The sequence below is a fragment of the Mesorhizobium sp. 131-3-5 genome (genome assembly GCF_016756575.1).
GTDB classification, from domain to species: Bacteria; Pseudomonadota; Alphaproteobacteria; order Rhizobiales; family Rhizobiaceae; genus Mesorhizobium; species Mesorhizobium jarvisii.
In genome coordinates this window covers 4,084,248-4,110,760 of the sequence record NZ_AP023254.1, presented here as the reverse complement: position 1 = coordinate 4,110,760, position 26,513 = coordinate 4,084,248, and the positions used below count along the sequence as shown (strand labels likewise).

Sequence of the window (26,513 nt, the reverse complement as noted above, 5' to 3'; positions counted from 1 at the left end):
GAGTGGTCCTTATAGAGACGCTCTGATGCATCGCCAAGACGGGCTCTGCCCAAAAGCATATCTGGTCCAACCACTGCGATTATTTTGCAACAACGGTGGCAGAAGCCGTTCGCCGCGCGCCGATCACTGGGGCATGCGGTCCAAGCGCATGTATCGACCGTCGGTCGATGCCTTGAAGCCCAGCTTTTCGTAGACCCCATGCGCATCACCGGTCGACAGGCTCCAGTGCGAGACGTTACCGAGCTCGGGATGATCGATGAGTGCCTGCACCAGCCGCTGGCCGATGCCCTGCCCGCGATTCTGCGGCCAGACGATGATGTCGGCGAGATAGGCGAACACCGTGCGGTCGGTGATTGCCCTGCCGAAACCGACCTGCTTGCCATCGATGTAGGCGGCCGCGCAGAACGAATTGGCGAAGGCCCGGCGATGAAACTCATCGCTGCGTCCAGCCCCCCAATAGCTCGCCATCAACAGGTCGGAGGTCGCACGGAAATCGATCCGCGCGAGGTCAAAGCTGATCTCACAGTCCGGCATGTTGCATCCTCGCGGTACCGTCTATTTCGCCCAACGGACGAACGCTTACCCACGATCCCTGAAACGGTTGGTGATGGGATAGCGGCGGTCGCGGCCGAAATTCTTCCGGGTGATCTTCACACCCGGTGCCGCCTGCCGGCGCTTGTATTCGGCGATGTAGAGCAGGTGTTCGATGCGCGTCACCGTCGCCCGGTCATGGCCGCGCGCGACGATATCGTCGACGCCCATCTCATTCTCGACCAGGCATTCGAGAATGTCGTCCAGCACCGGATAGGGCGGCAGTGAATCCTGGTCGGTCTGGTTCTCGCGCAACTCCGCCGACGGCGCCTTGTCGATGATATTCTTCGGGATGACCTCGCCCGATGGCCCGAGCGCGCCCGGCGGCACATGGCTGTTGCGCCAGCGCGACAGCGCGTAGACCTGCATCTTGTAGAGGTCCTTGATTGGATTGAAGCCGCCGTTCATGTCGCCATAGAGCGTGGCATAGCCGACCGACATCTCGCTCTTGTTGCCTGTCGTGACCACCATCGAGCCGAACTTGTTGGAAATCGCCATCAGGATGGTGCCGCGCGCGCGGCTCTGCAGGTTTTCCTCGGTGATGCCTTCCTTGGTGCCCTCGAAGAGCTGCGTCAGCGCATGCAGGAAACCTTCGACCGGCTCGAAGATCGGCACGATGTCATAGCGGCAGCCGAGCGCGCGGGCGCAATCCTCGGCGTCCTTGAGCGAATCCTTCGAGGTGTAGCGGTAGGGCATCATCACCGCGCGCAGCCGCTCTTCCCCGAGCGCGTCGACGGCAAGGGCCGCGCAGATCGCCGAATCGATGCCGCCGGACAGGCCGAGCACCACATTCTTGAAGCCGTTCTTGTTGACGTAGTCGCGCAGGCCCAGCATGCAGGCGCGATAGTCGGCCTCCTCCCGCTCGGGGATCTTCGACATCGGCCCTTCCGAGCAGACCCAGCCGTCCTCCCCGCGCTTCCACGTGATGACGTCGACCGCTTCCTCGAACTGGCTCATCTGGAAAGCCAATGTCTTGTCGGCGCCGATGGCAAACGACGCGCCGTCGAAGATCAGCTCATCCTGGCCGCCAAGCTGATTGGCATAGGTGATCGGCAGCCCGCATTCGATGACCTGACGGATGACCACCTGGTGGCGGACATCGATCTTGGCGCGATAGTAAGGCGAGCCGTTCGGCACCAGCAGGATTTCCGCCCCGCTTTCCGCCAGCGATTCGCAGATGCCGACATCGCCCCAGATGTCCTCGCAAATCGGAATACCGATGCGCACGCCACGGAAATTGACCGGTCCCTGGATCTCGGGTCCAACCTGGAACACGCGCTTCTCGTCGAACTCGCCATAATTCGGCAGGTCGAGCTTGTAGCGTTCGGCGATGATCTTGCCGGCGTCGGCGACGATGATCGAATTGTGCGTGCCGCTCTTACGCTTCAGCGGCGTGCCGATGATGACGCCGGGGCCGCCATCCGACGTATCGGCGGCAAACTCCTGCGCCGCCTTTTCGCAGGCCTTCAGGAAGGCCGGCTTCAGCACCAGATCCTCCGGGGGATAACCGGCAAGGAAAAGCTCTGTGTAGAGCACGAGATCGGCGCCCTGGCGCGCGGCATCCGCCCTCGCCTCGCGGGCCTTGGCGAGATTGCCGGCGACATCGCCGACGGTCGGGTTGAGCTGGGCGATCGCGATGCGCAGTATGTCGGGCTTCTTGGTCATGCCTGCTGACTTAGCGCGGCAAAATTCGCCTCGCAATGGCGTTCGCTTGGACCAACCCCGGGCCGATTGACATGGTCAATCGTGTCGGACCGATTGACGTGGTCAATCGTGTCGAGACCGTCGATCAGTCGTCGCCCATATATTCGCGCAACGACTGCGGAGAATGGTTCTCGCCGATCGACATCGCCAGGATGCGCGAAATGTGCCGGCGCGGCAGGCCTGTGTCCGCCACCCATTGATTGATCTGGGCCTGGATCTTGTCGAGATCCTTCTTCGAGGTCGGGCTTTCGGCGATGTCGAGGCCGGCGTCACGAAGCGCTGCCGCCATATCGGCCGAGATGACGAAGGCGTCCCAGCCCAGCCAGCGAAGGAAATACTGGCCTGTATTGCCGCCCAGTCGGCTGCCATGCTTGCCGAGATAGGCCATCAGTCCGATCTGGTCGTCGGCAGGCCAATTGGCGAGGAACTCGCCGAAGCCGCCATGCTCCTTCGACACGCGCTCGACGAAGGCAGCGTTGTCGCGGACGGATTTGATTTTCTGCGGGTTGCGCACGATGCGCTGATCGGAAGCCAGATCGTGCCAGAAATCGTCAGGCTGGAACAACAGCCGCTTCGGCTCGAAGCGCAGAAACGACTCTTCGAAACCGGGCCATTTCTGCTCGATGACGCGCCAGACGAAACCGGCGGCAAAGATCCGCTCGGCCATGGTCGAGAGAATGCGATCGTCCGGGATATCGGCGACCGCGGCATTGTCGGGCACTGGCCCGAGCAGCGTTGCAAGCTCCGCTTCGCCGCCCTTGCGTTTTGCCGCGCGCAGGCGAATTTTCTGGAAATCGGCCATGGGTCCCTCGCTGTTGGCTTGAATGTAACACTTCCCGCGAGAGGCGGCAGCCTCTACCTCTATCTCCACCGACGACGGAGACGGCCATGTACAAGACAATCGACGACCTGGCGAACCGCTGGCTCAAGCGACGGCCGGACGGCCTCAGCAAGTTGGAGAGCCGGGTGCTGCTATCGACGCTCGAGCGCACCACGATCTCCAGGGACACCAACAAGGCGGTCGCTTTTCACCAGACCTTTGGCGACCGCCTTGCCGATACGATCGCCCGCATCGGCGGCTCCTGGTCCTTCATCATGGGCTTCATCGCTTTCCTGATTGTCTGGACAGTTGGCAATGTCTGGCTTCTGACGCGCGATGCCTTCGACCCCTACCCGTTCATCTTCCTCAATCTGGTGCTGTCGATGGTCGCCGCCTTGCAGGCGCCGGTGATCATGATGGCGCAGAACCGCCAGACCGAACGCGACCGCATCGACGCCGCCCACGATTACGAGGTCAATCTGAAGGCCGAGATCGAGATCATGGCGCTGCACGAGAAACTCGATGAACTGCGCCACAGCCAGATCATCGGCATGCGCGACGAGATCGTGCGGCTGGCGGAAGCGGTCAAGCGCATCGACGAGAGTCTGGCGCGGCAGCAGTCGGCCCCATGACCGAAGCGATCCATCATTTCATCGAACAATATGGACTGCTTGCCGTCTTTCTCGGCTGCGTCGCCGAAGGGGAAAGTGCTGCCATCCTCGGCGGTTTCTTCGCCCACCAGAATGTTTTCGTGCTGTGGCATGCCATTGTCGCGGCAGCGCTCGGCGCCTTCGCCGGCGACACCTGCTTCTTCATCCTGGGCAGAAGTTTCGCCGACAACCGCCATGTCGTCAGGTTGCGCAGGCGGCCGGGCTTCCGCCGCGCCTACCGTCTGCTCAACACCCATCCCAACATCTTCGTGCTGTCGAATCGCTATGTCTACGGCATGCGCCTGGTCGGTGGCATCGCGGCCGGCCTGTCGACCATAGCAGCACCCCGCTTCGTCATTCTCAACGCCATCTCATCGACGATCTGGGCGGTGCTGTTCAGTACGATCGGCTATGTCTTCGGGCTCGGCGCCGAGCATTTCGTTGGCCAGGCGCTGATGCGCCACGAGCGGCTGTTCATCGGGCTCGGCATTGGCCTCACCGTGGCCGTGCTGGCCTGGCTTGTCGCCCGCCACATCGCCAAGCGGGAACGTCGCCGGGAGCAGTGATGCCGCCGGCCTCACTCGGAAGGTCAGATCGGAAAGCCGGTGAGCCGCTCGATGAGCGCAATGCCCCAGACGCCGGCGACGATGACCACCGAGATCAGCACCGCCAGCGAGCCGCAATCCTTGGCCAGTTGGATGTCGACATTGAACTCCCGGCTGAAGGCATCGCAGGCCGCCTCGATGCCGGTGTTCAGCACCTCGACCATGATCAGCAACAGCACCGCCCCGATCAGCAGGGCATAACCGCGCCAGGAGACCGAAACGAACCACGCCGCCGGCAGGGCGAGCACCAGCAGCATCAGTTCCTGCTGGAAAGCCTTCTCGCTGGCGGCCAGCTTGCGAAACGCCCGCACCGAATTGAAAAAAGCGTCGATCAGCCGCTGCATGCCCAAACCTCATTCCGAGTTATCGGCACGAGATAAAGCAACGGCCCGATCAAGGGAATAAGGCGTCTCGTCCAAAATTCATCCAGCGACCGCTATCGAAGGCGTCGACTTTTCAAACTGCGGCAGCCCGTCGTCGATCGAATAATAGTCGCCCTTGTCACCAACAAAGATATGACAGTCGCCCTTGAGACCTGTCGGCTTGTCGAACGCTCCCGCCATGACCGAAATATAGTCTTGAGCCCTTGGCTTCCAGAAAAGCACGGACCCGCATGTCCTGCAGAAGCCGCGCCCGGCGAAAGCGGACGCTTCATACCATGTGATGCTTTCCGTGCCTTCGATAACGATGTCGGCGTCGGCGACGTTGGTCGCGGCATAGAAATGCCCGCTTTGCTTCCTGCATTGCGAGCAATGACAGTAGACGACGCCGCGCAATGCTCCCCTTGTCCGGAAGCGGACCGCGCCGCACAGGCATGATCCCTGGTGACTGTCACTCATTTCGGCACTCCCTGGAGAAACCTCGCCCAACATCGTTGCCAGGATTCCAGCTTTGCGGTGGTTGCGCGCAAGCAAATGCGACATCGATTGGCATGACGGATTCGAAATTCAGTTTCATTTCCATCAGCACAACGCCCGGATTTCGAAGTCAAAGCCTTCAAAACTGGGCTCTGTCCCGCGATGGTGGTACAAAATTTATGCTTCTACAGCCACAGGTAGCGAAAAACCTGTGGAAGTCGTGCGGATTAAGGAAACTTTAGCGCCACCGCATCTATGGTCACGCCAAGCGAAGATGGCGGGTGGGGACGCGTCTCTTCGCAAGATGTTCTGGACGATCAGGTCGCGCTCCCCAGGTCGGCGATCAATGGAACCCGCAAATTCCGCGCCGGGATCCGAGGGGAAGAGTGGATCAGACATGCAGCCGGCAGCCGCCACAACCGAACGAAGCACCGACATCGCAGCCACGGTTGTTGCCACCATGCGCCAGCTTGGCGTCCTCGGCCTGCCGCGCAACTACGAAATCTTCTACGAGGCATTGAGCGGCACCAACCGCGAACTCAGTCTCGCCGTCGTGTCGCTGAGCAGCCGGCCGACGCAGGACGAACTGGATCAGATCGGACGCGCCTTCTTTGCCCAGAACCACGGCCCCGGCATCGTCGAGCATGCGCGGGACGTCATCGCCCGGGAACTCGAGGAGGTCGCGGCGCTTTTGCGGAGCGAACGCAGCCACATCGAAAAATACGGCAGGATCCTCGACGAGACATCGAATGGCCTGAGTGGCCGCAGCCTGCTCTCGCAGGATCTTCTGCAAAAAATCGCCAACGCCATGGCCGTTGCCACCAATTCGACGATCGATCACGGCAAGCAGATCGCTTCGACGCTTAGCGACAAGACGGCCGAACTCGAAAGCGTCAAGTCGAAGCTCGAGGAATACAAGCGGCTGGCCGATACGGATCCGTTGACCCAAATCTGGAACCGCCGCGCCTTCGACAAGGAAATCACCCGGATCTACACCAGCAACAAGGGCATCCTGTTCAACGCCTTGATCCTTGCCGACATCGATCGGTTCAAGGACATCAATGACCGCTACGGCCATCCTGTCGGCGACAAGATCATCCAGATCATCGCCGAGATTTTCCAGACCAGCATTCGCGGCGACATGTTCGTCGCCCGCACCGGCGGCGAGGAGTTTGCGCTGATCGTCGAGGGTGCCAGCGAAGACGCCACCTACGAGATCGCCGAGCGCATTCGCGCCCTGATCGAGCAGACGCCGTTCACCAGCAGCCAGACCGGCATGAATTACGGCACGGTGACCGTCTCGATGGGCATCTGCATGGCATCCGAGGCCGAAGGCCCGGAGGACCTCTACACCAAGGCCGACCGGGCGCTCTACCGTTCGAAAGTGAGCGGCCGCAACCGCGTCACCAAACATTCGACGATGGCCGGCCGCGCCGGCAAGAGCTGGCTGCTCTACAAGAAGGACTGACGCCAGTCGCCGTCGACAGGCAATGCGGGCCTCTTTCCAATTGGATGGCGATGCCCGGCCGGCTCAATCAGACATAGACGAATTCAGAGATAGGCGAAGCCGGCCGCGATCACACCCAGGGCGCCCAGCGCCAGCGAGCCGATCCACGGCCAGCGCTTGCCACGGGTGATGATGGAGAGCGTCGCGACGGCGATCGAGATGTGCAGCAGCGTCACCGCCAGCGTCAGGACATGATGACGGCGTTCGCGCACGTCGCTATCGCGCAGCTTTTCGTCGACCTGCTTTTCAAATTCGGTCGCCTTGGCCTGGATCTCTGCACCATCGGCTTCATTGCGCTTCGCGGCGGCCTGAAATTGGTCGGTTCCTGGGCCACCCGTCGCCGCCGCGATCTCATAGCTGTTCTTCTTGATGCTCTTTGCCTGGAAGAAACTCCACTGATCGCTGGCCTTGTTCTGGAGATAGGCCGCCTCGCTCTTGTCGTTTATCGCCTCCGCGGTTTCGAGCGACTCGAAGCTGCCGACCGTCGCGGCGAGAACCGCCAACACCGCTATTGTGACGGAGACCGTGGTCAGAAAGGGATTGCCCTCATGCGCGGCATGTTCGGCGTTCTCGAGGTGCTCCTGGGTAGCGTCTTCCATTGCCATTCGTCGAATCCTGGCCAGCGATGATTGGGTCGACGGCGAACCTTCACCTCAATCTTGTTTTGCACAGGTCGCGTCAGCATAAATTTTCGTAAGGTTTGACGCGACGACCGCCTGGACAACATCGTCCCGGAACAAGAAAAGGCGCCGGATTTCTCAGGCGCCTTCGCATGTTGGTCGTTTGGGATCGGCAGGATCAGCCGTTGACGGCCTGCTTGTGCTGCACCGGATGGCTTTTCTTCAGGAGATCCGACACCAGGAAGGCCAGCTCGATCGCCTGATCGGCATTGAGGCGCGGGTCGCAATGCGTGTGGTAGCGGTCCTGCAATTCCTCGGCCGTGATGGCGCGCGCACCACCCGTGCATTCGGTGACGTTCTTGCCGGTCATCTCGACATGGATGCCGCCCGGATGCGTGCCTTCGGCGCGGTGCACCTCGAAGAAGGTCTGCACCTCCTTCAGGATGCGGTCGAACGGCCGCGTCTTGTAACCGGCGGCTTCGATCGTGTTGCCATGCATCGGGTCCGACGACCAGACCACGCTGCGGCCTTCCTTCTGCACCGCCCGCACCAGCTTCGGCAGATGGTCGGCGACCTTGTCGGAGCCGAAGCGGGCGATCAGCGTCAGCCGGCCGGGCTCGTTCTCGGGGTTGAGCAGGTCGATCAGCTCCAGCAAGCCGTCAGCGGTCAGCGACGGGCCGCATTTCAGGCCGAGCGGGTTCTTGATGCCGCGGCAATACTCGACATGGGCATGATCGGGCTGACGTGTGCGGTCGCCGATCCAGATCATGTGGCCTGACGTGGCATACCAGTCGCCGGAGGTCGAATCGACGCGGGTCAGAGCTTCCTCATAGCCAAGCAGCAGCGCTTCATGGCTGGTGTAGAAATCGGTCTCGCGCAGCGCGTAATTGGTCTCCGAGGTGATGCCGACGGCCTTCATGAAGTCCATCGTCTCGGTGATGCGGTTGGCGAGCGACTCGTACTTTTCGCCCTGCGGGCTGTCGGCGACGAAGCCGAGCATCCAGCGATGCACGTTCTCCAGGCTGGCATAACCGCCCTGGGCGAAGGCGCGCAGAAGGTTGAGCGTCGCCGCCGACTGGCGGTACGCCATTTCCTGGCGGGCAGGATCGGGAATACGGGACTTGGCGTCGAATTCGATGCCGTTGATGATGTCGCCGCGATAGCTCGGCAGCGTCACCTCGCCCTTGGTCTCATTGTCGGACGAACGCGGCTTGGCGAACTGGCCGGCAACGCGACCGACCTTCACCACGGGCTGTGCGCCGGCGAAGGTCAAGACGACCGACATCTGCAGGAAGACCCGGAAGAAGTCGCGGATGTTGTCGGCGCCGTGTTCGGCAAAGCTTTCGGCGCAATCGCCGCCCTGGAGCAGGAACGCCTCACCGGCAGCGACCGCCGCGAGTTGCTTCGTCAGCTTGCGCGCCTCACCGGCAAAGACCAGCGGCGGAAAGGTGGCGAGCTGAGCTTCGGTGTTCTTCAGCGCGGCAAGGTCCGGATAGGCAGGAACCTGCTTGATCGGCTTTGCTCTCCACGAATTCGGCGACCATTTCGTCATCGCTGCACCCAACACTCTTTCCGGCGAGCACCCTCGCCCGCCTTTTCCGCCCCTATATGGGTTGGCGGCTCCATACACGAAGCCGATTTCCTATTCTAGACCGGAATTTCAGCACTGGCGAATGGGTCGGGTGGGCTACACAGCCTTCTCAACAAGGCGCGCCAGTTGCGTCATGACCACCGCCGAGCCCGCCAGCCGCTTCTCGGCGGTCGGCCAATCGCGGGTGAAGACGACGCTGTGGTCGGGGCGGATCTTGGCCAGCGAACCCTGCTCGCCGATGAACTTGACCAGGCCGACCGGGTTGGAGAACTCGCGCTTGCGGAAATGAATGACGACGCCCTTCGGGCCCGCATCGAGCTTCTCGACATTGGCTTTGCGGCAGAGCGCCTTGATGAAGACGATCTTCAAGAGATGCTTCACCTCGTCCGGCAGCGGGCCGAAACGGTCGATCAGTTCGGCGCCGAAAGCGTCGATCTCCTCGGTGTTTTCGAGGTCGCCGAGGCGGCGGTAAAGCGCCAGCCTGAGCTGCAGGTCCGGCACATAGCTTTCCGGGATCATCACCGCCGTGCCGACGGCGATCTGCGGCGACCAGCCGCCATCCTGGACCTCGCCGGAATCCTTCACCTCGGCTACGGCCTCTTCCAGCATCTGCTGGTAGAGCTCGAAGCCGACCTCCTTGATATGGCCGGACTGCTCTTCGCCCAAGAGATTACCGGCGCCCCTTATATCGAGATCGTGGCTGGCGAGCTGGAAGCCGGCGCCCAGCGTGTCGAGCGACTGCAGCACTTTCAGCCGGCGCTCGGCCGTGTCAGTCAGTTTGCGGTTGGCCGGCAGCGTGAACAGCGCGTAGGCGCGCACCTTGGAGCGGCCGACGCGGCCGCGCAACTGATAGAGCTGCGAGAGGCCGAACATGTCGGCGCGATGGATGATCAGCGTGTTGGCGGTCGGGATGTCGAGGCCGGATTCGACGATGGTGGTCGACAGAAGCACATCGTATTGCCCGTCGTAGAAGGCATTCATGATGTCGTCGAGTTCGCCTGGCGGCATCTGGCCGTGGGCCACAGCCACTTTCAGTTCGGGCACCGATTCTTTCAGGAAATCATGGATTTCCGAGAGATCGCTGATGCGCGGGACGACATAGAAGGAGTGTCCGCCACGATAACGCTCGCGAAGCAGCGTCTCGCGAATGACCAACGGATCGAAGGGCGAGATGAAGGTGCGCACCGCCATGCGGTCGACCGGCGGCGTGGCGATCAGCGACAGTTCGCGCACGCCCGTCAGCGCCAGTTGCAGCGTACGCGGGATCGGCGTCGCCGACAGCGTCAGCACATGGACATCGGTCTTCAGATCCTTCAGCCGTTCCTTGTGCTTGACGCCAAAGTGCTGCTCCTCGTCGATGATCAGCAGGCCGAGATTCTTGAACGAGATCGAGGAGCCGAGCAGCGCATGGGTGCCGACAACGATGTCGACCTGGCCCTCGGCCAGAGCCTTCTTCGTCTCCGCCAGTTCCTTGGCACCGACCAGCCGCGAGGCCTGCGCGACGCGGACGGGAAGGCCCGAGAAGCGCTGGGAAAAGGTCTTGAAATGCTGGCGTGACAACAGCGTCGTCGGCACCACGACCGCGACCTGGAACCCTTCCATCGCCGCGATGAAGGCGGCGCGCAGTGCCACTTCGGTCTTGCCGAAGCCGACATCGCCGCAGATCAGCCGGTCCATCGGCTTGCCGGCGCCGAGGTCATCCCTGACCGAGTCGATGGCCGTCTGCTGGTCGTCGGTTTCCTCATAGGGGAAACGCGCGGCGAATTCGTCATAGAGACCTTCGGCCGGCACCAGCGCCGGCGCGGCGCGCATCTGCCGCTCGGCGGCGATACGGATCAGCTGCCCGGCCATGTCGAGCAGGCGCCGCTTCAGCTTGGCCTTGCGCGACTGCCAAGCGCCGCCACCCAGCTTGTCCAGCGTCGCCTCGGCGGAGTCGGAGCCATAACGCGACAGAAGCTCGATGTTTTCGACCGGCAGGAACAGCCGGTCATCGCCGGCATAGTGGATTTCCAGGCAGTCATGCGGCGCGCCGACCGCCTCGATGGTGCGCAGGCCGATGAAGCGGCCAATGCCATGGTCAGTGTGGACGACGATATCGCCGGCCGACAGCGCAGAGGCCTCCGCGATGAAGTCGGAGGCGCGCTTCTTGCGCTTAGAACGCCGGATCAGCCGGTCGCCCAAAATATCCTGTTCGGCGACGACGACCAGTTTTTCGGTCTCGAAGCCGGATTCAAGCGGCAGCACGGCCAATGCCGCCTGCCCCGGCTCGAGCTGTTCGGCTTGCGCCAGCGTCTCGACCTGCTTGAGATTGCCCAGATGATGCTCGGTGAGGATCTGGCCAAGCCGGTCGAGCGAACCCTCTGTCCAGCCGGCGATGACAATACGCCGACGTGCCGCGCGCTCGTCGGCGATATGCCTGACGACGACATCGAAGACGTTGATATTTGGATCGGCGCGCTCCTCGACGAAGCTGCGGCCATGGCGCGAGCCGGCGTGATAGACCTTTTTCGCGCCGGCATCGGGCGCGTCGAAGGGCGTGAAGTCGATCGCTTCGCGTGGACCGAGCGAGGCGATCAGGTTCTCCGGCGAGAGGTAGAGCAGATCCGGCGCCACCGGCTTGTAGGGCACGGCATCCTTCAGCGCAGCATCGGCCTGCTTTTTGCGCGCTTCATAGTGATCGAGGATCAGTGTGTGGCGCTCGGCCAGCGCCTCATGCGCCAGATGGTCGAAAACCACAGGCGTATCCGGCAGATAGTCGAACACCGTCTCCAGCCGCTCATAGAAGAACGGCAGCCAATGCTCCATGCCGGCGAACCGCCTGCCCTCACTGACTGCCGTGTAGAGCGCGTCGTCGCGCTGCGGCGCGCCGAACGCTTCGATATAGGAGCGGCGGAAGCGGCTGATGGTTTCAGGCGTCAGCGCCACTTCGCTCATCGCCTGCAGCGCCATCGACTTGCGCTGGCCGGTGGTGCGCTGGGTGGCGGCATCGAAGACGCGGATCGATTCCAGCGTGTCGCCGAAGAAATCGAGCCTGAGCGCCTCGGTCCAGCCGGGCGCGAAAAGGTCGAGAATGCCGCCGCGCACCGCGAACTCGCCGATGCCGCGAACTGTCGGCACCCGCTCGAAGCCGGACGTTTCCAGCCGCGCAATCAGCGCGTTCATGTCGATCTGGTTGCCGGGCCTGGCATGAAAGGTCTGTGCCTCGACCAGATCAGCCGGCGGAATGCGCTGCAGCAGCGCATTGGCGGTGGTGAGGATGACGGCGCGATGCGGCTTCTTCGCCAGCGCGATCATGGCCGTCAGCGCGTCGAGGCGCTTGGCGGCGGCATCCGAGCCGGGCGAGACGCGATCGTAGGGCAGACAGTCCCAGGCCGGCAGTTCCAGCACCGGCAGTCCGGGCGCGGCAAAGGCCAGTGCCTCGATGATAACAGGCAGGCGCTGGCCGTCGCGCGCCACGAACAGCACCGGCTTGTGGGGCGCGATCTCGAATGCGGCCTGCACCAGTGCAAACGCCTCGTATCCATCGGCGACACCATCGACGATGAACTGGCCGGCACGGCCTTTCGGCAGACCAATGGTGGGAATGAGGCTCATCAAATCACGGTCTTTGTTTGTCGCAATTCCTGTGGGGAAAACCGCTTCGCACTTTTCCTGGAATTGCTTTTGTTCAGAAAGTCATGGTCCGGCGGGACGCCAGGATCTTTTGCAGGACAGGACAATCGATATCCGCCGGGATCGGGCGTTCACCGGTGATCAGCGGCAGGAATTCGGTGTCGGAAATGTCGAGGAGCCTCTCATATTGTTCGATTTCCTCAGCCGTCAAGGCGCCGATCTCGGCGTCGGCGAAGGTGCCGAGAATGAGATCCATCTCGCGCATGCCGCGGTGCCACGAGCGGAACAACAGCTTGCGGCGGTGGGCGTCCAGCCCCTCGCTTGATCGTTTCGTTCCGGTCATTGTGGCGCATCCTCACTTGCTGCGGCGCATATAGCGTGGATAGAAGGGGCTGTCAGCCTTGCGCTGTGGCCGTCGCGACATAAGCTGACATCATGCGTCCTTCCATCCTCGATCCGCTGTTTGTTCCGATCACTTCGCTTGCCGGCGTCGGACCCAAGGTCGGCGCGCTGATCGAGAAGGTCGTCACGGCGGATCTTGGTGATCGAGCGGCCCGCGCGGGCGACCTTCTGTTTGTGCTGCCGCACACCGTCATCGACCGCCGCAGCCGGCCGGGCATCGCCGGTTCCGCGGAAGGCCAGATCGTGACCCTCGACGTGCGCATCGACCGTCACCAGCCGCCGCAGCGCGGCAACCGGTCGGTGCCTTACAGGGTCTTTGCCCATGACGATACCGGCGAGATCGGCCTGACCTTCTTTCATGCGCACGCCGCCTATCTCGAAAAGGCAATGCCCGTGGGCGAGCATGTCGTGGTCTCGGGCCGCATGGAATGGTTCAACGGCCGTCCGACCATGGTCCACCCCGACCATATCGCGCTGGCCAGCGAAGCAGAGAACCTGCCGCTGGTCGAACCGGTCTACCCGCTCACCGCAGGGCTCTCGGGCAAGGTGCTGCGCCGCGCGATCGGCCAGGCGCTGGCGCGCCTGCCCGAATTTCCGGAGTGGCAGGACGGCGCCTTCATGCGCCGGCACACCTTTCCCACCTTTGCCGACGCGCTTACCCGCATCCACAATCCGGCCGATCCCATCGACGTTTCCATCGACGGCGCGGCCTGGCGGCGTCTTGCCTATGACGAGTTGCTGGCGGGCCAGGTCTCGCTGGCGCTGGTGCGGGCAAAGATCCGCCGCCTGTCCGGCCGCCCCCTGGTCGGCGACGGCCGCATCGTCGAGAAACTGCGCGCAGCCCTTCCCTATTCGCTGACCGCAAGCCAGGAATTCGCGCTGGCCGAAATCAATGCCGACCTTGCCGACCCCGAGCGCATGCTGCGGCTGCTGCAGGGCGATGTCGGCTCAGGCAAGACGGTGGTCGCGCTGCTTGCCATGGCGCGCGCCGTCGAGGCCGGCGGCCAAGCGGCACTGATGGCACCGACCGAAATCCTGGCGCGCCAACATCTGGCGACGATCGCGCCGCTCGCCGCCCGAGTCGGGCTGCGCATCGCCATACTCACCGGCCGCGAAAAGGGCCGCGAACGCACCGAAACACTGGCCGGCCTGGCAAGCGGCGAGATCGACATCGTCGTCGGCACCCACGCGCTGTTCCAGGAGACGGTTACCTTCCACGATCTGGTGCTGGCCGTCATCGACGAGCAGCATCGTTTCGGCGTCCATCAGCGGCTTGCCATCACCGCCAAGGGCGATGCGCCCGACATGCTGGTGATGACGGCCACCCCGATCCCGCGCACGCTGGTGCTGACCGCCTTCGGCGACATGGATGTCTCCAAGCTGACGGAAAAGCCGGCCGGTCGCCAGCCGATCCGCACCGTCACGCTGCCGCTGGAACGGCTCGACGAACTGGTCACCCGCATGCAGGATGCCGTCGCCGGCGGCCAGAAAATCTACTGGATCTGCCCGCTGGTCGAGGAGTCCGAAGAGATCAAGCTGATGTCGGCCGAGGATCGCTTTGCCTCGCTGAAACCGCTGTTCGGCGACCGCATCGGCCTTGTCCACGGCCGCATGAAGGGCGCCGAGAAAGACGAGGCGATGCGCGCCTTCAAGGAGGGCGAAACCCGCATCCTGATCGCCACCACGGTCATCGAGGTCGGCGTCGACGTGCCCGACGCTACCGTCATGGTCATCGAACATGCCGAGCGTTTCGGCCTTGCACAGCTGCACCAGCTACGCGGACGGGTCGGGCGCGGCGACAAGCCCTCCTCTTGCGTGCTGCTCTACAAGGATCCGCTCGGCGAGACCGCAAAACGCCGGCTGTCGGTGATGCGCGAGACCGAGGACGGCTTCTTGATCGCCGAGGAAGACCTGAAATTGCGCGGCGAAGGCGAGCTGTTGGGCACCCGCCAGTCCGGCACACCGGGGTTCCAGGTGGCGCGCATCGAGGCGCATGCCGATCTCCTGGAGGCAGCCCGCGACGATGCAAGGCTTATCCTGTCACGCGACCCGGAATTGCAATCCGACCGCGGCGAGGCGCTGCGCCTGCTGCTCTATTTGTTCGGCCGCGACGAGGCCGTGCGGCTCTTGCGCGCCGGATGAGGCCCCAGCGGCGGATTGGCGACCGTTCCGTTGATCGGCTCGCCATTCAGCGTCACCATCTTGCTTTTCACCTCCGGCGCCACCAGCCCGGCCGAGACAATCAGCTTGGCGCCGTCCTCGATCGTCATGTCGAGCAGCACGATGTCCGACTTCAGCACATACATCAGGAACCCGGTCGTCGGGTTCGGCGTGCAGGGCATGAACACGGCGATCAGCGGGTCGCCTTCCTGGTCAAGTTTCTCGTTGATCTCGGTTTCCTTCTCGCTGGCGACGAAGACCAGCGACCACACGCCCTTGCGCGGATATTCGACCAGCCCGACCTGGCGGAACATGTCGCCCTTGTTCGACAGCACGGTCTCGAAGATCTGCTTCAGCGAGCCATAGATGCCGCGCACCAGCGGCATGCGGCCAAGCAGGCGCTCGCCGAAACCGACAATGGCGCGGCCGACGATGTTGGCGGTGAGGAAACCGATCAGCGTGATCAGGATCAGCGCGACGATCAGCCCGAACCCCGGAACAGGGAACGGCAGATAGGTGTCGGGACTGTAACGCGCCGGAATATAGGGCTTCACCCAGGAATCGACCCAGCCGATGAACGACCAGGCGATATAGGCGGTGATGGCCAGCGGCGCGCAGACGACGAAGCCCGTGAGGAAATAGTTCCTCAGCCGGGTCATGCCGGAGGTCTTGGGAGCATCGGACATGGTTCACCGGGCGCGGGTTGCAGCGCAACATTAGTGAACCGGGACGCCGTTTGGAACTGCGAAGTTTTTAAAGAGCGCCTGTTAAGGCCCCTACTCCACCGTCACGGATTTCGCCAGATTTCGGGGCTGGTCGACGTCGGTGCCCATGAACACGGCGGCGAAATAGGCCAGCATCTGGATCGGCAGCGCATAGATGATCGGCGAGATGATTTCGGGTACGTCGGGCAGGATGATGGTTTCCATCGTCTTGACGCTCACCTGCGCCGCCCCTTTGCTGTCGGTGATCAGGATGATCTTGCCGCCGCGCGCCGCCACTTCCTGCATGTTCGACACGGTCTTTTCGAAAATGCGGTCATGCGGCGCAATGACGATGACCGGCATGTTCTCGTCGATCAGCGCGATCGGCCCATGCTTCAATTCGCCCGCCGCATAGCCTTCGGCATGGATGTAGGAGATTTCCTTGAGTTTCAGCGCGCCTTCCATGGCCAGCGGGAAATTGGTGTCGCGGCCGAGATAGAGCACGTCCTTGTAGCGTGACAGTTCGCGCGCGATCCGCTCGATCTGCTCTTCGAGCTTGAGCACCTGGTTGGCATAGCGCGGCGCTTCCGAAAGCGCGCGCACCAGGGTCTTTTCCTGCTCCTTCGAAATCACCCCGCGCGCCACGCCGGCGCGCACCGCAAGCGAGGCCAGCACCGACAGCTGGCAGGTGAAAGCCTTGGTCGAGGCGACGCCGATCTCGGGGCCGGCCAGTGTCGGCAGCACGACGTCGGATTCGCGCGCCATGGTCGATTCGCGCACATTGACGACGGCGCCGATCTTCATGCCGGCCTTGCGGCAATAACGCAGCGAGGCCAGCGTGTCGGCGGTCTCGCCCGATTGCGAGATGAAGAAGGCGGCGTCATTGGCCGACAGCGGCATCTCGCGGTAGCGGAACTCCGAGGCGACATCGATGTCGACCGGCAGCCGCGCATAGCGCTCGAACCAGTATTTGCCGATAAGGCCGGCGAGATAGGCGGTGCCGCAGGCCGAAATCGCCAGCCGGCCGATCTTGGCGAAGTCGAACGGCAGGTCGAGCGGCTTGGAGACGCCGGAGACGAAGTCGACATAATGCGCCAGCGTGTGCGAGATCACCTCGGGCTGTTCATGGATTTCCTTCTCCATGAAATGCCGGCGGTTGCCCTTGTCGACCATGAAGGAGGTCGACAGCGACTGCTGGCGCTTGCGCTCGACTTGTCTGCCGTCGATGTCGAAGATGGCGACGCTGTCGCGGCGCACCACCGCCCAGTCGCCGTCCTCGAGATAGGTGATCGAATTGGTGAATGGCGCCAGCGCAATGGCATCGGAGCCCAGGAACATCTCGCCGTCGCCATGGCCGACGGCCAGCGGCGGGCCGTTGCGGGCGCCGACGATCAGGTCCTCATCGCCCTTGAACATGATGGCCAGCGCAAAGGCGCCTTCCAGCCGCTTCAGCGCCTGGTGCGCCGCCTCGACCGGCTTCAGCCCCTTGGCCAGCTCGCGCGCCACCAGATGCGCCACGACCTCGGTGTCGGTCTGCGAGGAGAAGGAATAGCCATCGCGGACCAGTTCGTCGCGCAGCTCGGCAAAGTTCTCGATGATGCCGTTGTGGACGATGGCGACGCCGTCGGAAAAATGCGGATGCGCATTGGTCTCGTTGGGCACGCCATGGGTGGCCCAGCGTGTGTGACCGATGCCGATCGTGCCGTCGAGCGGCTCCTCCTTGAGCCGGCGTTCGAGGTTGATCAGCTTGCCTTCGGCGCGGCGGCGGGCGAGCTTGCCATGTTCGATAGTGGCCACACCGGCCGAGTCATAGCCGCGATATTCCAGCCGCTTCAGCGCATCGACGATGAGCGGCGCAACCTGCGAATGGCCGACGATTCCAACGATACCGCACATGCAGACAGCCCCCGATTCCCCGTGGAAAACCAGCGCTATTTAGGGATGGCCGGCCTACCGCGAAAGTCACATTGCATTTCGTCCGGTGTAACGGACGTTTCTCCACGCATGCACCATGCCAGACCGCTCTTGCAATCCGGTTACTGCAATTGGTCGGTTTTTCGATTGCTTCGGCGGAAGTAAAGCCGCCGGCTGACCGCTAGACTAGTGATCGGCGCCAGCCGCCTTCTTCTTCGCCGCCGCGGCCGAGGCAAAGCGCTCGCGCAATTCCTTGCCCTTTCCGGGGATCGTCTTCTGGCGGGCGCGGCCGAAGGCCAGCGCGTCGTCGGGCACGCTTTCGGTGATGACGCTGCCCGAGGCAATGTAGCCGCCCTTGCCGATCGAAACAGGCGCCACCAGCGAGGAGTTCGAGCCGACGAAGGCGCCCTCGCCGATATCGGTGAAGAATTTCGAATAGCCGTCATAATTGCAGGTAATGGTGCCGGCGCCGATATTGGCGCCCGCGCCGACGCGGGCATCGCCGATATAGGTCAGATGGTTGACCTTGGCGCCCTCCTCGATGACAGCCTGCTTGACCTCGCAGAAATTGCCGACCTTGGCTTTGTTCCGAAGATCGGCTCCCGGCCGCAACCGCGCGAACGGACCGACATCGCAGTTCGCGGCAATGGTTGCGCCTTCGATATGGCTGAAGGCATGGATCTTGGCGCCGCCGGCGATCTTCACGCCCGGGCCGAACCAGACATTCGGCTCGACGATGGTGTCGGCGCCGATCTCGGTGTCGTGCGAGAAATACACGGTCTCCGGCGCGATCAGCGTCACGCCCGACAGCATCGCCTCCTGACGGCGGCGCGCCTGCCAGATGCCTTCGGCCTGGGCCAGTTCGGCGCGGTTGTTGATGCCGAGCGCATTCTCGAAACTGGCCTCGGTGGCGACGACATCAAGGCCCTGCGCACCGGCGATCTCGACGATGTCGGTGAGATAATATTCGCCCTTGGCGTTCTTGTTGCCTACCGCGTCGAGCAGTTTCAGCGCATGGGCGCCGGCCACCGCCATCATGCCGGCATTGCAAAAACCGATCTTCTTTTCCGCCTCGGAACAGTCCTTTTCCTCGCGGATGGCAATCAGTTTGCCACCTTTTTCGACCAGCCGGCCGTAGCCGTTTGGAAGAGGCGGACGGAAGCCGATCACCGCGACGGCCGCGCCTTCGGCGAGTTTCAGCCGCGCCAAGTTCAGCGCTTCCGCATCGATCAGCGGCGTGTCGCCGAACATCACCAGGATGTCGTCATAACCCCTTGATATCGCTTCACGTGCGGCAAGAACAGCATGCGCCGTACCCAAGCGCTCTTCCTGCACGAAGGTTTCGGCCTTGGGCGAGAACTTCGCCACCGCCTTGCGCATCTCTTCCGCACCATGGCCGATGACGATCGCATCGCTACTGGCACCTGCGGCGTCGGCCGCCTTGACCACATGGGCAACCATCGGCAGGCCTGCGATCTGGTGCAGCACCTTCGGCAGCGCGCTCTTCATGCGCGTGCCTTCGCCGGCGGCGAGAATGACGGACAGGCAGGATCTCTGGCTCATAGGCGAACAACCATAGGAAAAGGGTTGGGAATCAACACAGGATAGCAGTGGCGCCATGCTGCACCAATGCGGTTAAATTCCGGTGAGATGACGGAGCCGCCGACTCTTAATCAGCTAGTCCACAGCTCGATCCTAACAGCAATAGCGGCATTGGCGATCTACCCCAGCCGGCCCAGCACCGGGAAATTCTCCAGCAGCCAGTAGGACACGGTCTGCACGCCGCCGGTGAGGAAAAACACGCCGGCGACCACCAGCAGCGCGCCGATCGCCTTTTCGACGCGGCCGAGATGGACGCGGAATTTGCCGAGGAAGCGCATGAAGGCGCCGGAAAATAGCGCCGCGATCAGGAAGGGGATGCCCAGCCCGAGCGAATATGCGGCGAGCAGCAGCGCGCCCTCTCCCACCGTTTCGCGCCCGCCGGCCAGCGTCAGGATCGGCCCCAGCACCGGACCGATACAGGGCGTCCAGCCGAAGGCGAAGGCCAGCCCCATGACATAGGCGGCGACGGCACTGGCCGGCTTGCCTTGCGACTGGAAGCGCGCCTCGCGCGACAGCAGCGGAATGCGCAATATGCCGAGGAAATTCAGGCCCATAAGGATGATCAGCACGCCAGCGCCCATCGCCAGCGGCTCCTGCCAGACGCGCAACAGCCGGCCGATGGTCGAGGCGCCGGCGCCGAGTGCCACGAACACCGTCGAGAAGCCGAGCACGAAGGCGATCGAGGAATAGAGCAGCGCGCCGCGTGTGCCTTCGCGGGCCGTGACACCGGCATTGCCGCGAAAATCGTCGACCGACACGCCTGCCATGTAGCAGAGATAGGGCGGCACCAGCGGCAGCACGCAAGGCGACAGGAACGAGATGGCTCCCGCCCCGACGGCGCTGACATAGCCGATGTCCAATGCCATTCCAAAACTCCAAACGCTCCCCGGCGGATATAGCGACGGCCGGGCATGTCTGCCAATCACCATTGTGTGGAATTCAGCGGCATACGGACATGGGGACGAAAGCGCCGGCATGCGACGTTGATATCAAAGAGGCCGCGATTTCCCGCGCGTCTCCAATATCAGCCAGGGAGATTTCCATGAAAACCATAACCATAGGGCTGGCCGCGCTGCTTCTCAGCACCGCCGCATCCTTTGCCGCCGACGCCTGGAAGGAGGCCGATGTAGGCGGCACCAAGATCTTCACCGATGCCAAGGGTATGACGCTCTATACCTATGACAAGGATGAGAAAGGCAAGTCGAACTGCTACGACAAATGTGCCGCCAACTGGCCACCGCTGAAGGCGGAGGCCGGCGCGAAGACTTCGGAAGGATGGACAATCGTCGACCGTACCGACGGCACCAAGATGTGGGCCTATGACGGGAAGCCGCTTTACACATTCATCAAGGACAAGAAAGCCGGAGATGTGAGCGGCGATGGCGTCGCTGGCGTCTGGCATACCGCCAAAGCCGATTGATCCTCGATACCATTGCCCGCCTGCCGGCGGGACAAGGCTGGTCGCCGGGCATTCCTCCATGCAGCCGGCGGCCAGCGTCAGGCGGCCTTCCCCTCGTCGTCCCGGCATCGTACGCAAGCCACCTTCTCCGCGACTCGGCGAAAAATGAATCGGGCCGTTTGCACCGAGCGGGGGACGTCATCCCTCCAAGCCAAAATCTGTGATTTTCTCCATACACTCTAAGAGTGTATTGCTGCGGACAGCTCCGCAATTTGGGCGCTTCCCCTTGACCGGATGCAAAAGCGCGGCCATGTGAGCGGCAAATAGAACGAGATTTCGTCGCGCGCAGCGGAATTCTTCTGCCGCATCACAGCTGATATGAGACCTCATGGACGTCGTCGTCGTCGAATCGCCGGCCAAGGCGAAGACTATCAACAAATACCTCGGCAAGAACTATAAGGTTCTGGCCTCGTTCGGCCATGTCCGCGATTTGCCGGCCAAGGACGGCTCGGTGCGCCCGGATGAAGACTTCGCCATGTCCTGGGCGGTCGACACCGCCTCGGGCAAGCGGCTCGCCGACATCGCCAAGGCGGTCAAGGATGCCGACGGCCTGATCCTCGCCACCGACCCGGATCGCGAAGGCGAGGCCATTTCCTGGCATGTGCTGGAAGTGTTGAAGCAGAAGCGTGCGCTGAAGGACAAGCCGGTCAGCCGCGTCGTCTTCAACGCCATCACCAAATCGTCGGTGCTGGAGGCCATGGCCAATCCGCGCCAGATCGACGCGCCGCTGGTCGATGCCTATCTTGCCCGCCGGGCGCTGGACTATCTCGTCGGCTTCACGCTGTCGCCGGTGCTGTGGCGCAAACTGCCCGGCGCCCGCTCGGCCGGCCGCGTCCAGTCCGTGGCCTTGCGCCTAGTCTGCGACCGTGAATCCGAGATCGAACGCTTCATCCGCGAGGAATATTGGCAGATCGCCGCCATCCTCGGCACGCCGCGAAACGAGACTTTCGAAGCGCGGCTGACCGCCTTCGAGCGCAAGAAGCTGCAAAAGCTCGACATTGCCAACAAAGCGCAGGCCGACGACATCAAGGCGATGCTCGAGGGCGCGACCTTCAAGGCGTTGTCGGTGGAAGCCAAGCCGACCAAGCGCAACCCTGGCCCGCCCTTCACCACATCGACGCTGCAGCAGGCCGCTTCATCGGGCCTCGGTTTCTCCGCCACCCGCACCATGCAGGTGGCGCAACGGCTCTATGAAGGCATGGAGATCGGCGGCGAAACGACCGGCCTGATCACCTATATGCGAACCGACGGCGTCCAGATGGCGCCCGAGGCGATCGACGCTGCCCGCGACGCCATTGCCAAGGAATTCGGCCCGAAATATCTGCCGGAAAAGCCGCGTTTCTACACGACCAAGGCCAAGAATGCCCAGGAAGCGCACGAGGCAATCCGTCCGACGGATTTCATGCGCACCCCGGCATCGGTTCGGCAATATCTCGATTTCGACCAGATGCGGCTCTATGAGCTGATCTGGAAGCGCGCCATCGCCAGCCAGATGCAGCCGGCCGAGATCGAGCGCACGACAGTCGAGATCGAGGCTGTCAACGGTGCACGCACCGCCGAGCTTCGCGCTGTCGGTTCGGTCGTTCGCTTCGACGGCTTCATCGCCGCCTACACCGATCAGAAGGACGACGACGCGGAGGACGAGGAAAACCGCCGTCTGCCGGAAATCCGCGCCGGCGAGCAGCTTGCCCGCCAGGCGATCAACGCCACCCAGCACACGACCGAGCCGCCGCCGCGCTATTCCGAGGCCACGCTGATCAAGAAGCTGGAAGAACTCGGCATCGGCCGGCCTTCGACCTATACGGCAATCCTGAAGACGCTCGAGGACCGCGACTATGTCACGATCGACAAGCGCCGGCTGGTGCCGCAGGCCAAGGGCCGCCTGTTGTCCGCTTTCCTCGAAAGCTTCTTCGAGCGCTACGTTGAATATGACTTCACGGCATCGCTGGAGGAAAAGCTCGACGAGATTTCCGACGGCAAGCTCGCCTGGAAGGACGTGCTGCGCGATTTCTGGAAGGATTTTTCCGGCGCCGTCGCCGACATCAAGGAACTGCGCGTCACCGACGTGCTCGATGCACTGAACGAGGAACTGGCGCCGCTGGTGTTCCCCGCGCGCGAAGACGGCTCGAACCCGCGCATCTGCCCGAAATGCGGCACCGGCAACCTCTCGCTGAAGCTCGGCAAGTTCGGCGCCTTCGTCGGCTGCTCGAACTATCCCGAATGCTCCTTCACCCGCCAGCTCGGCGACGCCGCCAATCCGAATGGCGAGAATGGCGGCGGGGATGACGGCACCAAGGTGCTCGGCAAGGATCCCTACACGGCCGAGGAAATCACCCTGCGCTCGGGTCGCTTCGGCCCCTACCTCCAGCGCGGCGACGGTAAGGACGCCAAGCGCTCGAGCCTGCCCAAGGGTTGGACGCCCGAGACCATCGACCATGAGAAAGCATTGGCGTTGCTGGCGCTGCCGCGCGATATCGGCAAGCATCCTGAAACGTCCAAGATGATCTCGGCCGGGCTCGGCCGCTACGGCCCGTTCGTGCTGCATGATGGCACCTATGCCAATCTCGACAGCATCGAGGATGTGTTCTCGATCGGCCTCAACCGCGCCGTCACGGTGATTGCCGAGAAGCAGTCGAAGGGCAAGGGCGGCCGTAATGGCGGCACGCCGGCGGCCCTGAAGGAGCTTGGCGACCATCCGGACGGTGGCGGCAAGATCGTCGTGCGCGACGGCAAATACGGGCCTTACGTCAATTTCGGCAAGGTCAACGCCACGCTGCCCAAGGGCAAGGATCCGCAATCGGTGACCATCGAGGATGCGTTGGCGCTGATTGCCGAGAAGGAAGCCAAGGGCGGCGGCGGCAAGAAGCCGTTCCGCAAGGCGGCAGCCGCCAAGGCGCCCGCAGCCAAGAAAACAGCCGCCAAGAAGCCGGCGGCGAAGAAAAAAGGGTAGGACGGCGTGGCGCGCAGGATCACCGGACGGAGCCACGGCGATCCGCGCACCGCCGACACGAGGGCCAAGGTCAAGGACGACTACCGGCCTTCGCGCGACGAAATCCTGCGCTATATCGCCGAAAATCCCGATCGTGCCGGAAAACGCGACATCGCCAAGGCTTTCGCGCTGCGTGGCGACGACCGCATCTGGCTGAAAGATATTTTGCGCGACTTGCAGGATGAAGGCGTGCTCACCAAGGAGCGCAAGCGGCTGGCCCGCGTCGGCGCCCTGCCCCATGTCGCCGTGCTCGACATCTTTGGCCGTGACGGCGACGGCATTTTGCTGGCCCACCCGGCGGAGTCCGTAAGCACCGGCGAGCCACCTGTCGTCTCGATCCGCGTTTCGCGCAGTGGCAACGGTCCGGCGCCAGGCATCGGCGACCGCGTCCTGGCCAAGACCTTCCCGACCGATGATCCGTCCGGCCCCGCTTACACCGGCCGGGTGATGAAGATCTTCGAGAAGCGCACCGATGCCGTCCTCGGCGTCTTCCGCGTGCTTAAGGACGGCACCTTCCGCATCGAACCGGTGGAACGGCGCCAGCCCGAACTGATCGTCGACAAGGAATTCCAGAACGGCGCTGAGAATGGCGATCTGGTCGAGGTCGAGCCGGCGCGGGCTTCCCGCTACGGGCTGCCGAGAGCCAAGGTGCTCAATGTGCTGGGCTCGCTGACCAGCGAAAAAGCGGTCTCGATGATCGCCATCCACGCCCACGACATCCCGCACATCTTCCCGGCCGATGTCATCGCCGAATCCGAAGCCGTCAAGCCGGCGACGCTGGATCACCGTGAGGACTGGCGCGACCTGCCACTGATCACCATCGATCCGGCCGACGCGAAGGACCATGACGACGCGGTCTTCGCGACGCCCGATCCCGACGAAAAAAACCCGGGCGGCGTGATCGCCACCGTGGCGATCGCCGACGTCGCAGCCTATGTCCGCTATGGCACGGCGCTGGACCGCGAGGCCTTGAAGCGCGGCAATTCGGTCTATTTCCCGGATCGCGTCGTGCCGATGCTGCCCGAGCGCATCTCGAACGACCTCTGTTCGCTGCGCGAGGGCCAGGATCGCCCGGCGCTGGCCGTGCGCATGACCTTCTCCGCCGATGGCCACAAGATCCGGCACTCGTTCCACCGCATCATGATGAAGTCGGCGGCGAAGCTCGCCTATCCGCAGGCGCAGACGGCTATCGACGGCGTGCCCGACGACAAGACCGGCCCGATCCTCGACACGGTGCTGAAGCCGCTCTGGGATGCCTATGCGATCCTCAAGCGCGGTCGCGCCGGCCGCCAGCCGCTCGAACTCGACCTGCCGGAGCGTAAGATCATGCTCAAGCCGGATGGCACGGTCGACCGTGTCATCGTGCCGGAACGCCTCGATGCCCATAAGCTCATCGAAGAATTCATGATCCAGGCCAATGTCGCCGCCGCAGAGACGCTGGAGGCGAAGAAGCAGGCGCTGGTCTACCGCGTGCACGACGCGCCGTCGCTCGCCAAGCAGGAATCGCTGCGCGAATTCCTGCAGACGCTCGGCCTGTCGCTGGCGCGCGGCGCGCAGATGCGGCCCAGCCAGTTCAACGGCATTCTCGAGCGCGTGCGCGGCGCCGACAATGAGGCACTGGTCAACGAAGTGGTGCTGCGCTCGCAGAGCCAGGCCGAATATTCGCCCGGGAATATCGGCCATTTCGGCCTCAACCTGAGGCGCTACGCCCATTTTACCTCGCCGATCCGCCGCTATGCCGATCTGATCGTGCATCGCGGGCTTATTGCCGCACTCGGCCTCGGTCCGGGAGGACTGACACAGGACGAAGCAGTTCGTCTCGAAGACGTTGCGATCCTGATCTCCGGCACGGAACGGCGTGCCATGGCGGCCGAGCGCGACACGGTCGACCGGCTGATTGCAGCCTATCTCGCCGAACGCATCGACGACCGGTTCGACGCCCGCATCTCCGGCGTCACCAAATCAGGACTATTTGTCCAATTGCCGCAATATGGCGCCGATGGCTTCATCCCCGTGTCAACTCTGGGCGGCGATTACTATATATACGACGAAACCGCTCGCTCGCTCTTCGGAGAACGCACGGGCAAAGGCTACCAGCTCGCGGACCATGTCGAGGTCCGGCTCGTCGAGGTGGCACCGATGGCCGGCGCCATGCGCTTCGAGATGCTGACCGACCCGAAGCCCCTGCCAGGCTCCACCAGGTCGTTCCACAAGGCCAAGGGCCGCGCCCGTGCGTCGCAATCGCGACCAGGTTCGCGCGGCAGGAGACGATAATGCCAAAGGAATTAGGGATACAAGAACAGGTTTTCGGCGGTGAACATCACACGGGCCGGGTTGCCCGCCCCTTGTGGACGGCGATGAAGCGCGGCCTTTTGGGCCGCTGCCCGAACTGCGGCGAAGGCAAGCTGTTTCGCGGTTTCACCAAGACTGTCGAGACCTGCAGTGTCTGTGGCGAGGAAATCCACCACCATCGCGCCGACGACCTACCGGCCTACCTGGTCATCGTCATCGTCGGCCACATCGTTCTCGGTGCCTTCATGGGCGTCGAAGCGACATCGACGCTGTCCACCTGGCAGCACATCCTCATCTGGGTGCCCTTGACCATCATCTTGTCGGTTGCCCTGCTGCAGCCTGTCAAAGGCGCCGTCATCGGACTGCAATGGGCGTTCTATATGCACGGATTCGGTGGCGAAAAGGATGGGGCGAGCTCCCACCACGGCGCCTGA

The 26,513-nt window shown here is 63.1% G+C and carries 21 protein-coding genes; 8 read left to right on the top strand and 13 right to left on the bottom strand.

The window, feature by feature from the left end; translation table 11 throughout:
• Positions 1-123: 123 nt before the first annotated feature.
• The 3 genes from JG747_RS20000 to JG747_RS19990 form a co-directional block, all read right to left on the bottom strand.
• Positions 124-534: a GNAT family N-acetyltransferase gene (locus JG747_RS20000; protein ID WP_019858360.1), complete on the bottom strand. Its 411-nt coding sequence runs from the start codon at positions 532-534 to the stop codon at positions 124-126.
• Between the two features lie 45 nt (positions 535-579).
• A complete protein-coding gene (locus JG747_RS19995) occupies positions 580-2,256 on the bottom strand; it encodes an NAD+ synthase (RefSeq protein ID WP_019858362.1) in 1,677 nt (558 codons plus the stop codon).
• A gap of 124 nt (positions 2,257-2,380) precedes the next feature.
• Complete coding sequence (locus tag JG747_RS19990) at positions 2,381-3,097, bottom strand: DNA-3-methyladenine glycosylase I (RefSeq protein ID WP_202359877.1); 717 nt, start codon at positions 3,095-3,097, stop codon at positions 2,381-2,383.
• Positions 3,098-3,183: 86 nt separating this feature from the next.
• Here JG747_RS19990 and JG747_RS19985 point away from each other — a divergent pair, with 86 nt between their 5' ends.
• Together JG747_RS19985 and JG747_RS19980 are read left to right on the top strand one after the other, a co-directional pair.
• A complete protein-coding gene (locus JG747_RS19985; protein ID WP_019858366.1) occupies positions 3,184-3,747 on the top strand; it encodes a DUF1003 domain-containing protein in 564 nt (187 codons plus the stop codon).
• On the top strand, positions 3,744-4,331 hold the full coding sequence (locus JG747_RS19980) for a DedA family protein (protein ID WP_038647009.1): 588 nt from the start codon (positions 3,744-3,746) through the stop codon (positions 4,329-4,331). Before JG747_RS19985 ends, JG747_RS19980 begins: the two co-directional genes overlap by 4 nt.
• A gap of 23 nt (positions 4,332-4,354) precedes the next feature.
• Here JG747_RS19980 and JG747_RS19975 read toward each other — a convergent pair whose 3' ends face one another.
• A complete protein-coding gene (locus tag JG747_RS19975; protein WP_019858368.1) occupies positions 4,355-4,714 on the bottom strand; it encodes a diacylglycerol kinase in 360 nt (119 codons plus the stop codon).
• 78 nt (positions 4,715-4,792) lie between these two features.
• Positions 4,793-5,209, bottom strand: coding sequence for a GFA family protein (locus tag JG747_RS19970; RefSeq protein ID WP_027046878.1), 417 nt, complete (start codon positions 5,207-5,209; stop codon positions 4,793-4,795).
• 415 nt (positions 5,210-5,624) lie between these two features.
• On the opposite strand from JG747_RS19970, the gene JG747_RS19965 reads away from it, so the two are divergent.
• Positions 5,625-6,695 carry a diguanylate cyclase gene (locus JG747_RS19965; protein WP_038647013.1) on the top strand — a complete coding sequence of 357 codons (1,071 nt, stop codon included), beginning with the start codon at positions 5,625-5,627 and terminating at the stop codon, positions 6,693-6,695.
• A gap of 83 nt (positions 6,696-6,778) precedes the next feature.
• On the opposite strand, the gene JG747_RS19960 is transcribed toward JG747_RS19965, so the two are convergent.
• The 4 genes from JG747_RS19960 to JG747_RS19945 all read right to left on the bottom strand — a co-directional run bounded on the left by JG747_RS19960 (position 6,779) and on the right by JG747_RS19945 (position 12,900).
• Entirely contained in the window at positions 6,779-7,339 is a 561-nt protein-coding gene (locus JG747_RS19960) for a DUF4337 domain-containing protein (protein WP_244748158.1), read from the bottom strand.
• A 193-nt stretch (positions 7,340-7,532) separates the two neighbouring features.
• Positions 7,533-8,906, bottom strand: a complete 1,374-nt coding sequence (locus JG747_RS19955) for a class II 3-deoxy-7-phosphoheptulonate synthase (RefSeq protein WP_019858372.1) — start codon at positions 8,904-8,906, stop codon at positions 7,533-7,535.
• A 135-nt stretch (positions 8,907-9,041) separates the two neighbouring features.
• Positions 9,042-12,539 (bottom strand): transcription-repair coupling factor, encoded by a 3,498-nt coding sequence (gene mfd / locus JG747_RS19950; protein WP_202359876.1) that lies wholly within the window; start codon positions 12,537-12,539, stop codon positions 9,042-9,044.
• Between the two features lie 73 nt (positions 12,540-12,612).
• A complete protein-coding gene (locus tag JG747_RS19945) occupies positions 12,613-12,900 on the bottom strand; it encodes a succinate dehydrogenase assembly factor 2 (RefSeq protein WP_019858376.1) in 288 nt (95 codons plus the stop codon).
• A gap of 92 nt (positions 12,901-12,992) precedes the next feature.
• Here JG747_RS19945 and recG point away from each other — a divergent pair, with 92 nt between their 5' ends.
• Positions 12,993-15,101 (top strand): ATP-dependent DNA helicase RecG, encoded by a 2,109-nt coding sequence (gene recG / locus JG747_RS19940; protein ID WP_202359875.1) that lies wholly within the window; start codon positions 12,993-12,995, stop codon positions 15,099-15,101.
• On the opposite strand, the gene JG747_RS19935 is transcribed toward recG, so the two are convergent.
• The 4 genes from JG747_RS19935 to JG747_RS19920 form a co-directional block, all read right to left on the bottom strand.
• Positions 15,053-15,805 (bottom strand): DUF502 domain-containing protein, encoded by a 753-nt coding sequence (locus JG747_RS19935; RefSeq protein ID WP_038647021.1) that lies wholly within the window; start codon positions 15,803-15,805, stop codon positions 15,053-15,055. The genes recG and JG747_RS19935 overlap by 49 nt on opposite strands.
• Before the next feature lie 90 nt (positions 15,806-15,895).
• A complete protein-coding gene (glmS, locus tag JG747_RS19930) occupies positions 15,896-17,719 on the bottom strand; it encodes a glutamine--fructose-6-phosphate transaminase (isomerizing) (RefSeq protein WP_202359874.1) in 1,824 nt (607 codons plus the stop codon).
• A gap of 204 nt (positions 17,720-17,923) precedes the next feature.
• A complete protein-coding gene (glmU, locus tag JG747_RS19925; RefSeq protein WP_069092252.1) occupies positions 17,924-19,300 on the bottom strand; it encodes a bifunctional UDP-N-acetylglucosamine diphosphorylase/glucosamine-1-phosphate N-acetyltransferase GlmU in 1,377 nt (458 codons plus the stop codon).
• A 158-nt stretch (positions 19,301-19,458) separates the two neighbouring features.
• On the bottom strand, positions 19,459-20,205 hold the full coding sequence (locus JG747_RS19920; RefSeq protein WP_019858381.1) for a cytochrome c biogenesis CcdA family protein: 747 nt from the start codon (positions 20,203-20,205) through the stop codon (positions 19,459-19,461).
• 176 nt (positions 20,206-20,381) lie between these two features.
• Here JG747_RS19920 and JG747_RS19915 point away from each other — a divergent pair, with 176 nt between their 5' ends.
• From JG747_RS19915 to JG747_RS19900, 4 genes are all read left to right on the top strand, one after another.
• Positions 20,382-20,759 (top strand): COG4315 family predicted lipoprotein, encoded by a 378-nt coding sequence (locus JG747_RS19915; RefSeq protein ID WP_019858382.1) that lies wholly within the window; start codon positions 20,382-20,384, stop codon positions 20,757-20,759.
• A gap of 367 nt (positions 20,760-21,126) precedes the next feature.
• A complete protein-coding gene (gene topA / locus JG747_RS19910) occupies positions 21,127-23,748 on the top strand; it encodes a type I DNA topoisomerase (RefSeq protein WP_202359873.1) in 2,622 nt (873 codons plus the stop codon).
• Positions 23,749-23,754: 6 nt separating this feature from the next.
• Positions 23,755-26,061, top strand: coding sequence for a ribonuclease R (gene rnr, locus JG747_RS19905; RefSeq protein ID WP_202359872.1), 2,307 nt, complete (start codon positions 23,755-23,757; stop codon positions 26,059-26,061).
• Entirely contained in the window at positions 26,061-26,513 is a 453-nt protein-coding gene (locus tag JG747_RS19900) for a DUF983 domain-containing protein (RefSeq protein WP_019858386.1), read from the top strand. The genes rnr and JG747_RS19900 overlap by 1 nt, the downstream gene beginning before the upstream one ends.

What these genes read in the sequence shown, in the direction of transcription:
- JG747_RS20000 (WP_019858360.1), bottom strand. Translation starts at nt 534, where the DNA reads ATGCCGGACTGTGAGATCAGCTTTGACCTCGCGCGGATCGATTTCCGT.
- JG747_RS19995 (WP_019858362.1), bottom strand. Translation starts at nt 2,256, where the DNA reads ATGACCAAGAAGCCCGACATACTGCGCATCGCGATCGCCCAGCTCAAC.
- JG747_RS19990 (WP_202359877.1), bottom strand. Translation starts at nt 3,097, where the DNA reads ATGGCCGATTTCCAGAAAATTCGCCTGCGCGCGGCAAAACGCAAGGGC.
- JG747_RS19985 (WP_019858366.1), top strand. Translation starts at nt 3,184, where the DNA reads ATGTACAAGACAATCGACGACCTGGCGAACCGCTGGCTCAAGCGACGG.
- JG747_RS19980 (WP_038647009.1), top strand. Translation starts at nt 3,744, where the DNA reads ATGACCGAAGCGATCCATCATTTCATCGAACAATATGGACTGCTTGCC.
- JG747_RS19975 (WP_019858368.1), bottom strand. Translation starts at nt 4,714, where the DNA reads ATGCAGCGGCTGATCGACGCTTTTTTCAATTCGGTGCGGGCGTTTCGC.
- JG747_RS19970 (WP_027046878.1), bottom strand. Translation starts at nt 5,209, where the DNA reads ATGAGTGACAGTCACCAGGGATCATGCCTGTGCGGCGCGGTCCGCTTC.
- JG747_RS19965 (WP_038647013.1), top strand. Translation starts at nt 5,625, where the DNA reads ATGCAGCCGGCAGCCGCCACAACCGAACGAAGCACCGACATCGCAGCC.
- JG747_RS19960 (WP_244748158.1), bottom strand. Translation starts at nt 7,339, where the DNA reads ATGGCAATGGAAGACGCTACCCAGGAGCACCTCGAGAACGCCGAACAT.
- JG747_RS19955 (WP_019858372.1), bottom strand. Translation starts at nt 8,906, where the DNA reads ATGACGAAATGGTCGCCGAATTCGTGGAGAGCAAAGCCGATCAAGCAG.
- mfd (WP_202359876.1), bottom strand. Translation starts at nt 12,539, where the DNA reads ATGAGCCTCATTCCCACCATTGGTCTGCCGAAAGGCCGTGCCGGCCAG.
- JG747_RS19945 (WP_019858376.1), bottom strand. Translation starts at nt 12,900, where the DNA reads ATGACCGGAACGAAACGATCAAGCGAGGGGCTGGACGCCCACCGCCGC.
- recG (WP_202359875.1), top strand. Translation starts at nt 12,993, where the DNA reads ATGCGTCCTTCCATCCTCGATCCGCTGTTTGTTCCGATCACTTCGCTT.
- JG747_RS19935 (WP_038647021.1), bottom strand. Translation starts at nt 15,805, where the DNA reads ATGTCCGATGCTCCCAAGACCTCCGGCATGACCCGGCTGAGGAACTAT.
- glmS (WP_202359874.1), bottom strand. Translation starts at nt 17,719, where the DNA reads ATGTGCGGTATCGTTGGAATCGTCGGCCATTCGCAGGTTGCGCCGCTC.
- glmU (WP_069092252.1), bottom strand. Translation starts at nt 19,300, where the DNA reads ATGAGCCAGAGATCCTGCCTGTCCGTCATTCTCGCCGCCGGCGAAGGC.
- JG747_RS19920 (WP_019858381.1), bottom strand. Translation starts at nt 20,205, where the DNA reads ATGGCATTGGACATCGGCTATGTCAGCGCCGTCGGGGCGGGAGCCATC.
- JG747_RS19915 (WP_019858382.1), top strand. Translation starts at nt 20,382, where the DNA reads ATGAAAACCATAACCATAGGGCTGGCCGCGCTGCTTCTCAGCACCGCC.
- topA (WP_202359873.1), top strand. Translation starts at nt 21,127, where the DNA reads ATGGACGTCGTCGTCGTCGAATCGCCGGCCAAGGCGAAGACTATCAAC.
- JG747_RS19900 (WP_019858386.1), top strand. Translation starts at nt 26,061, where the DNA reads ATGCCAAAGGAATTAGGGATACAAGAACAGGTTTTCGGCGGTGAACAT.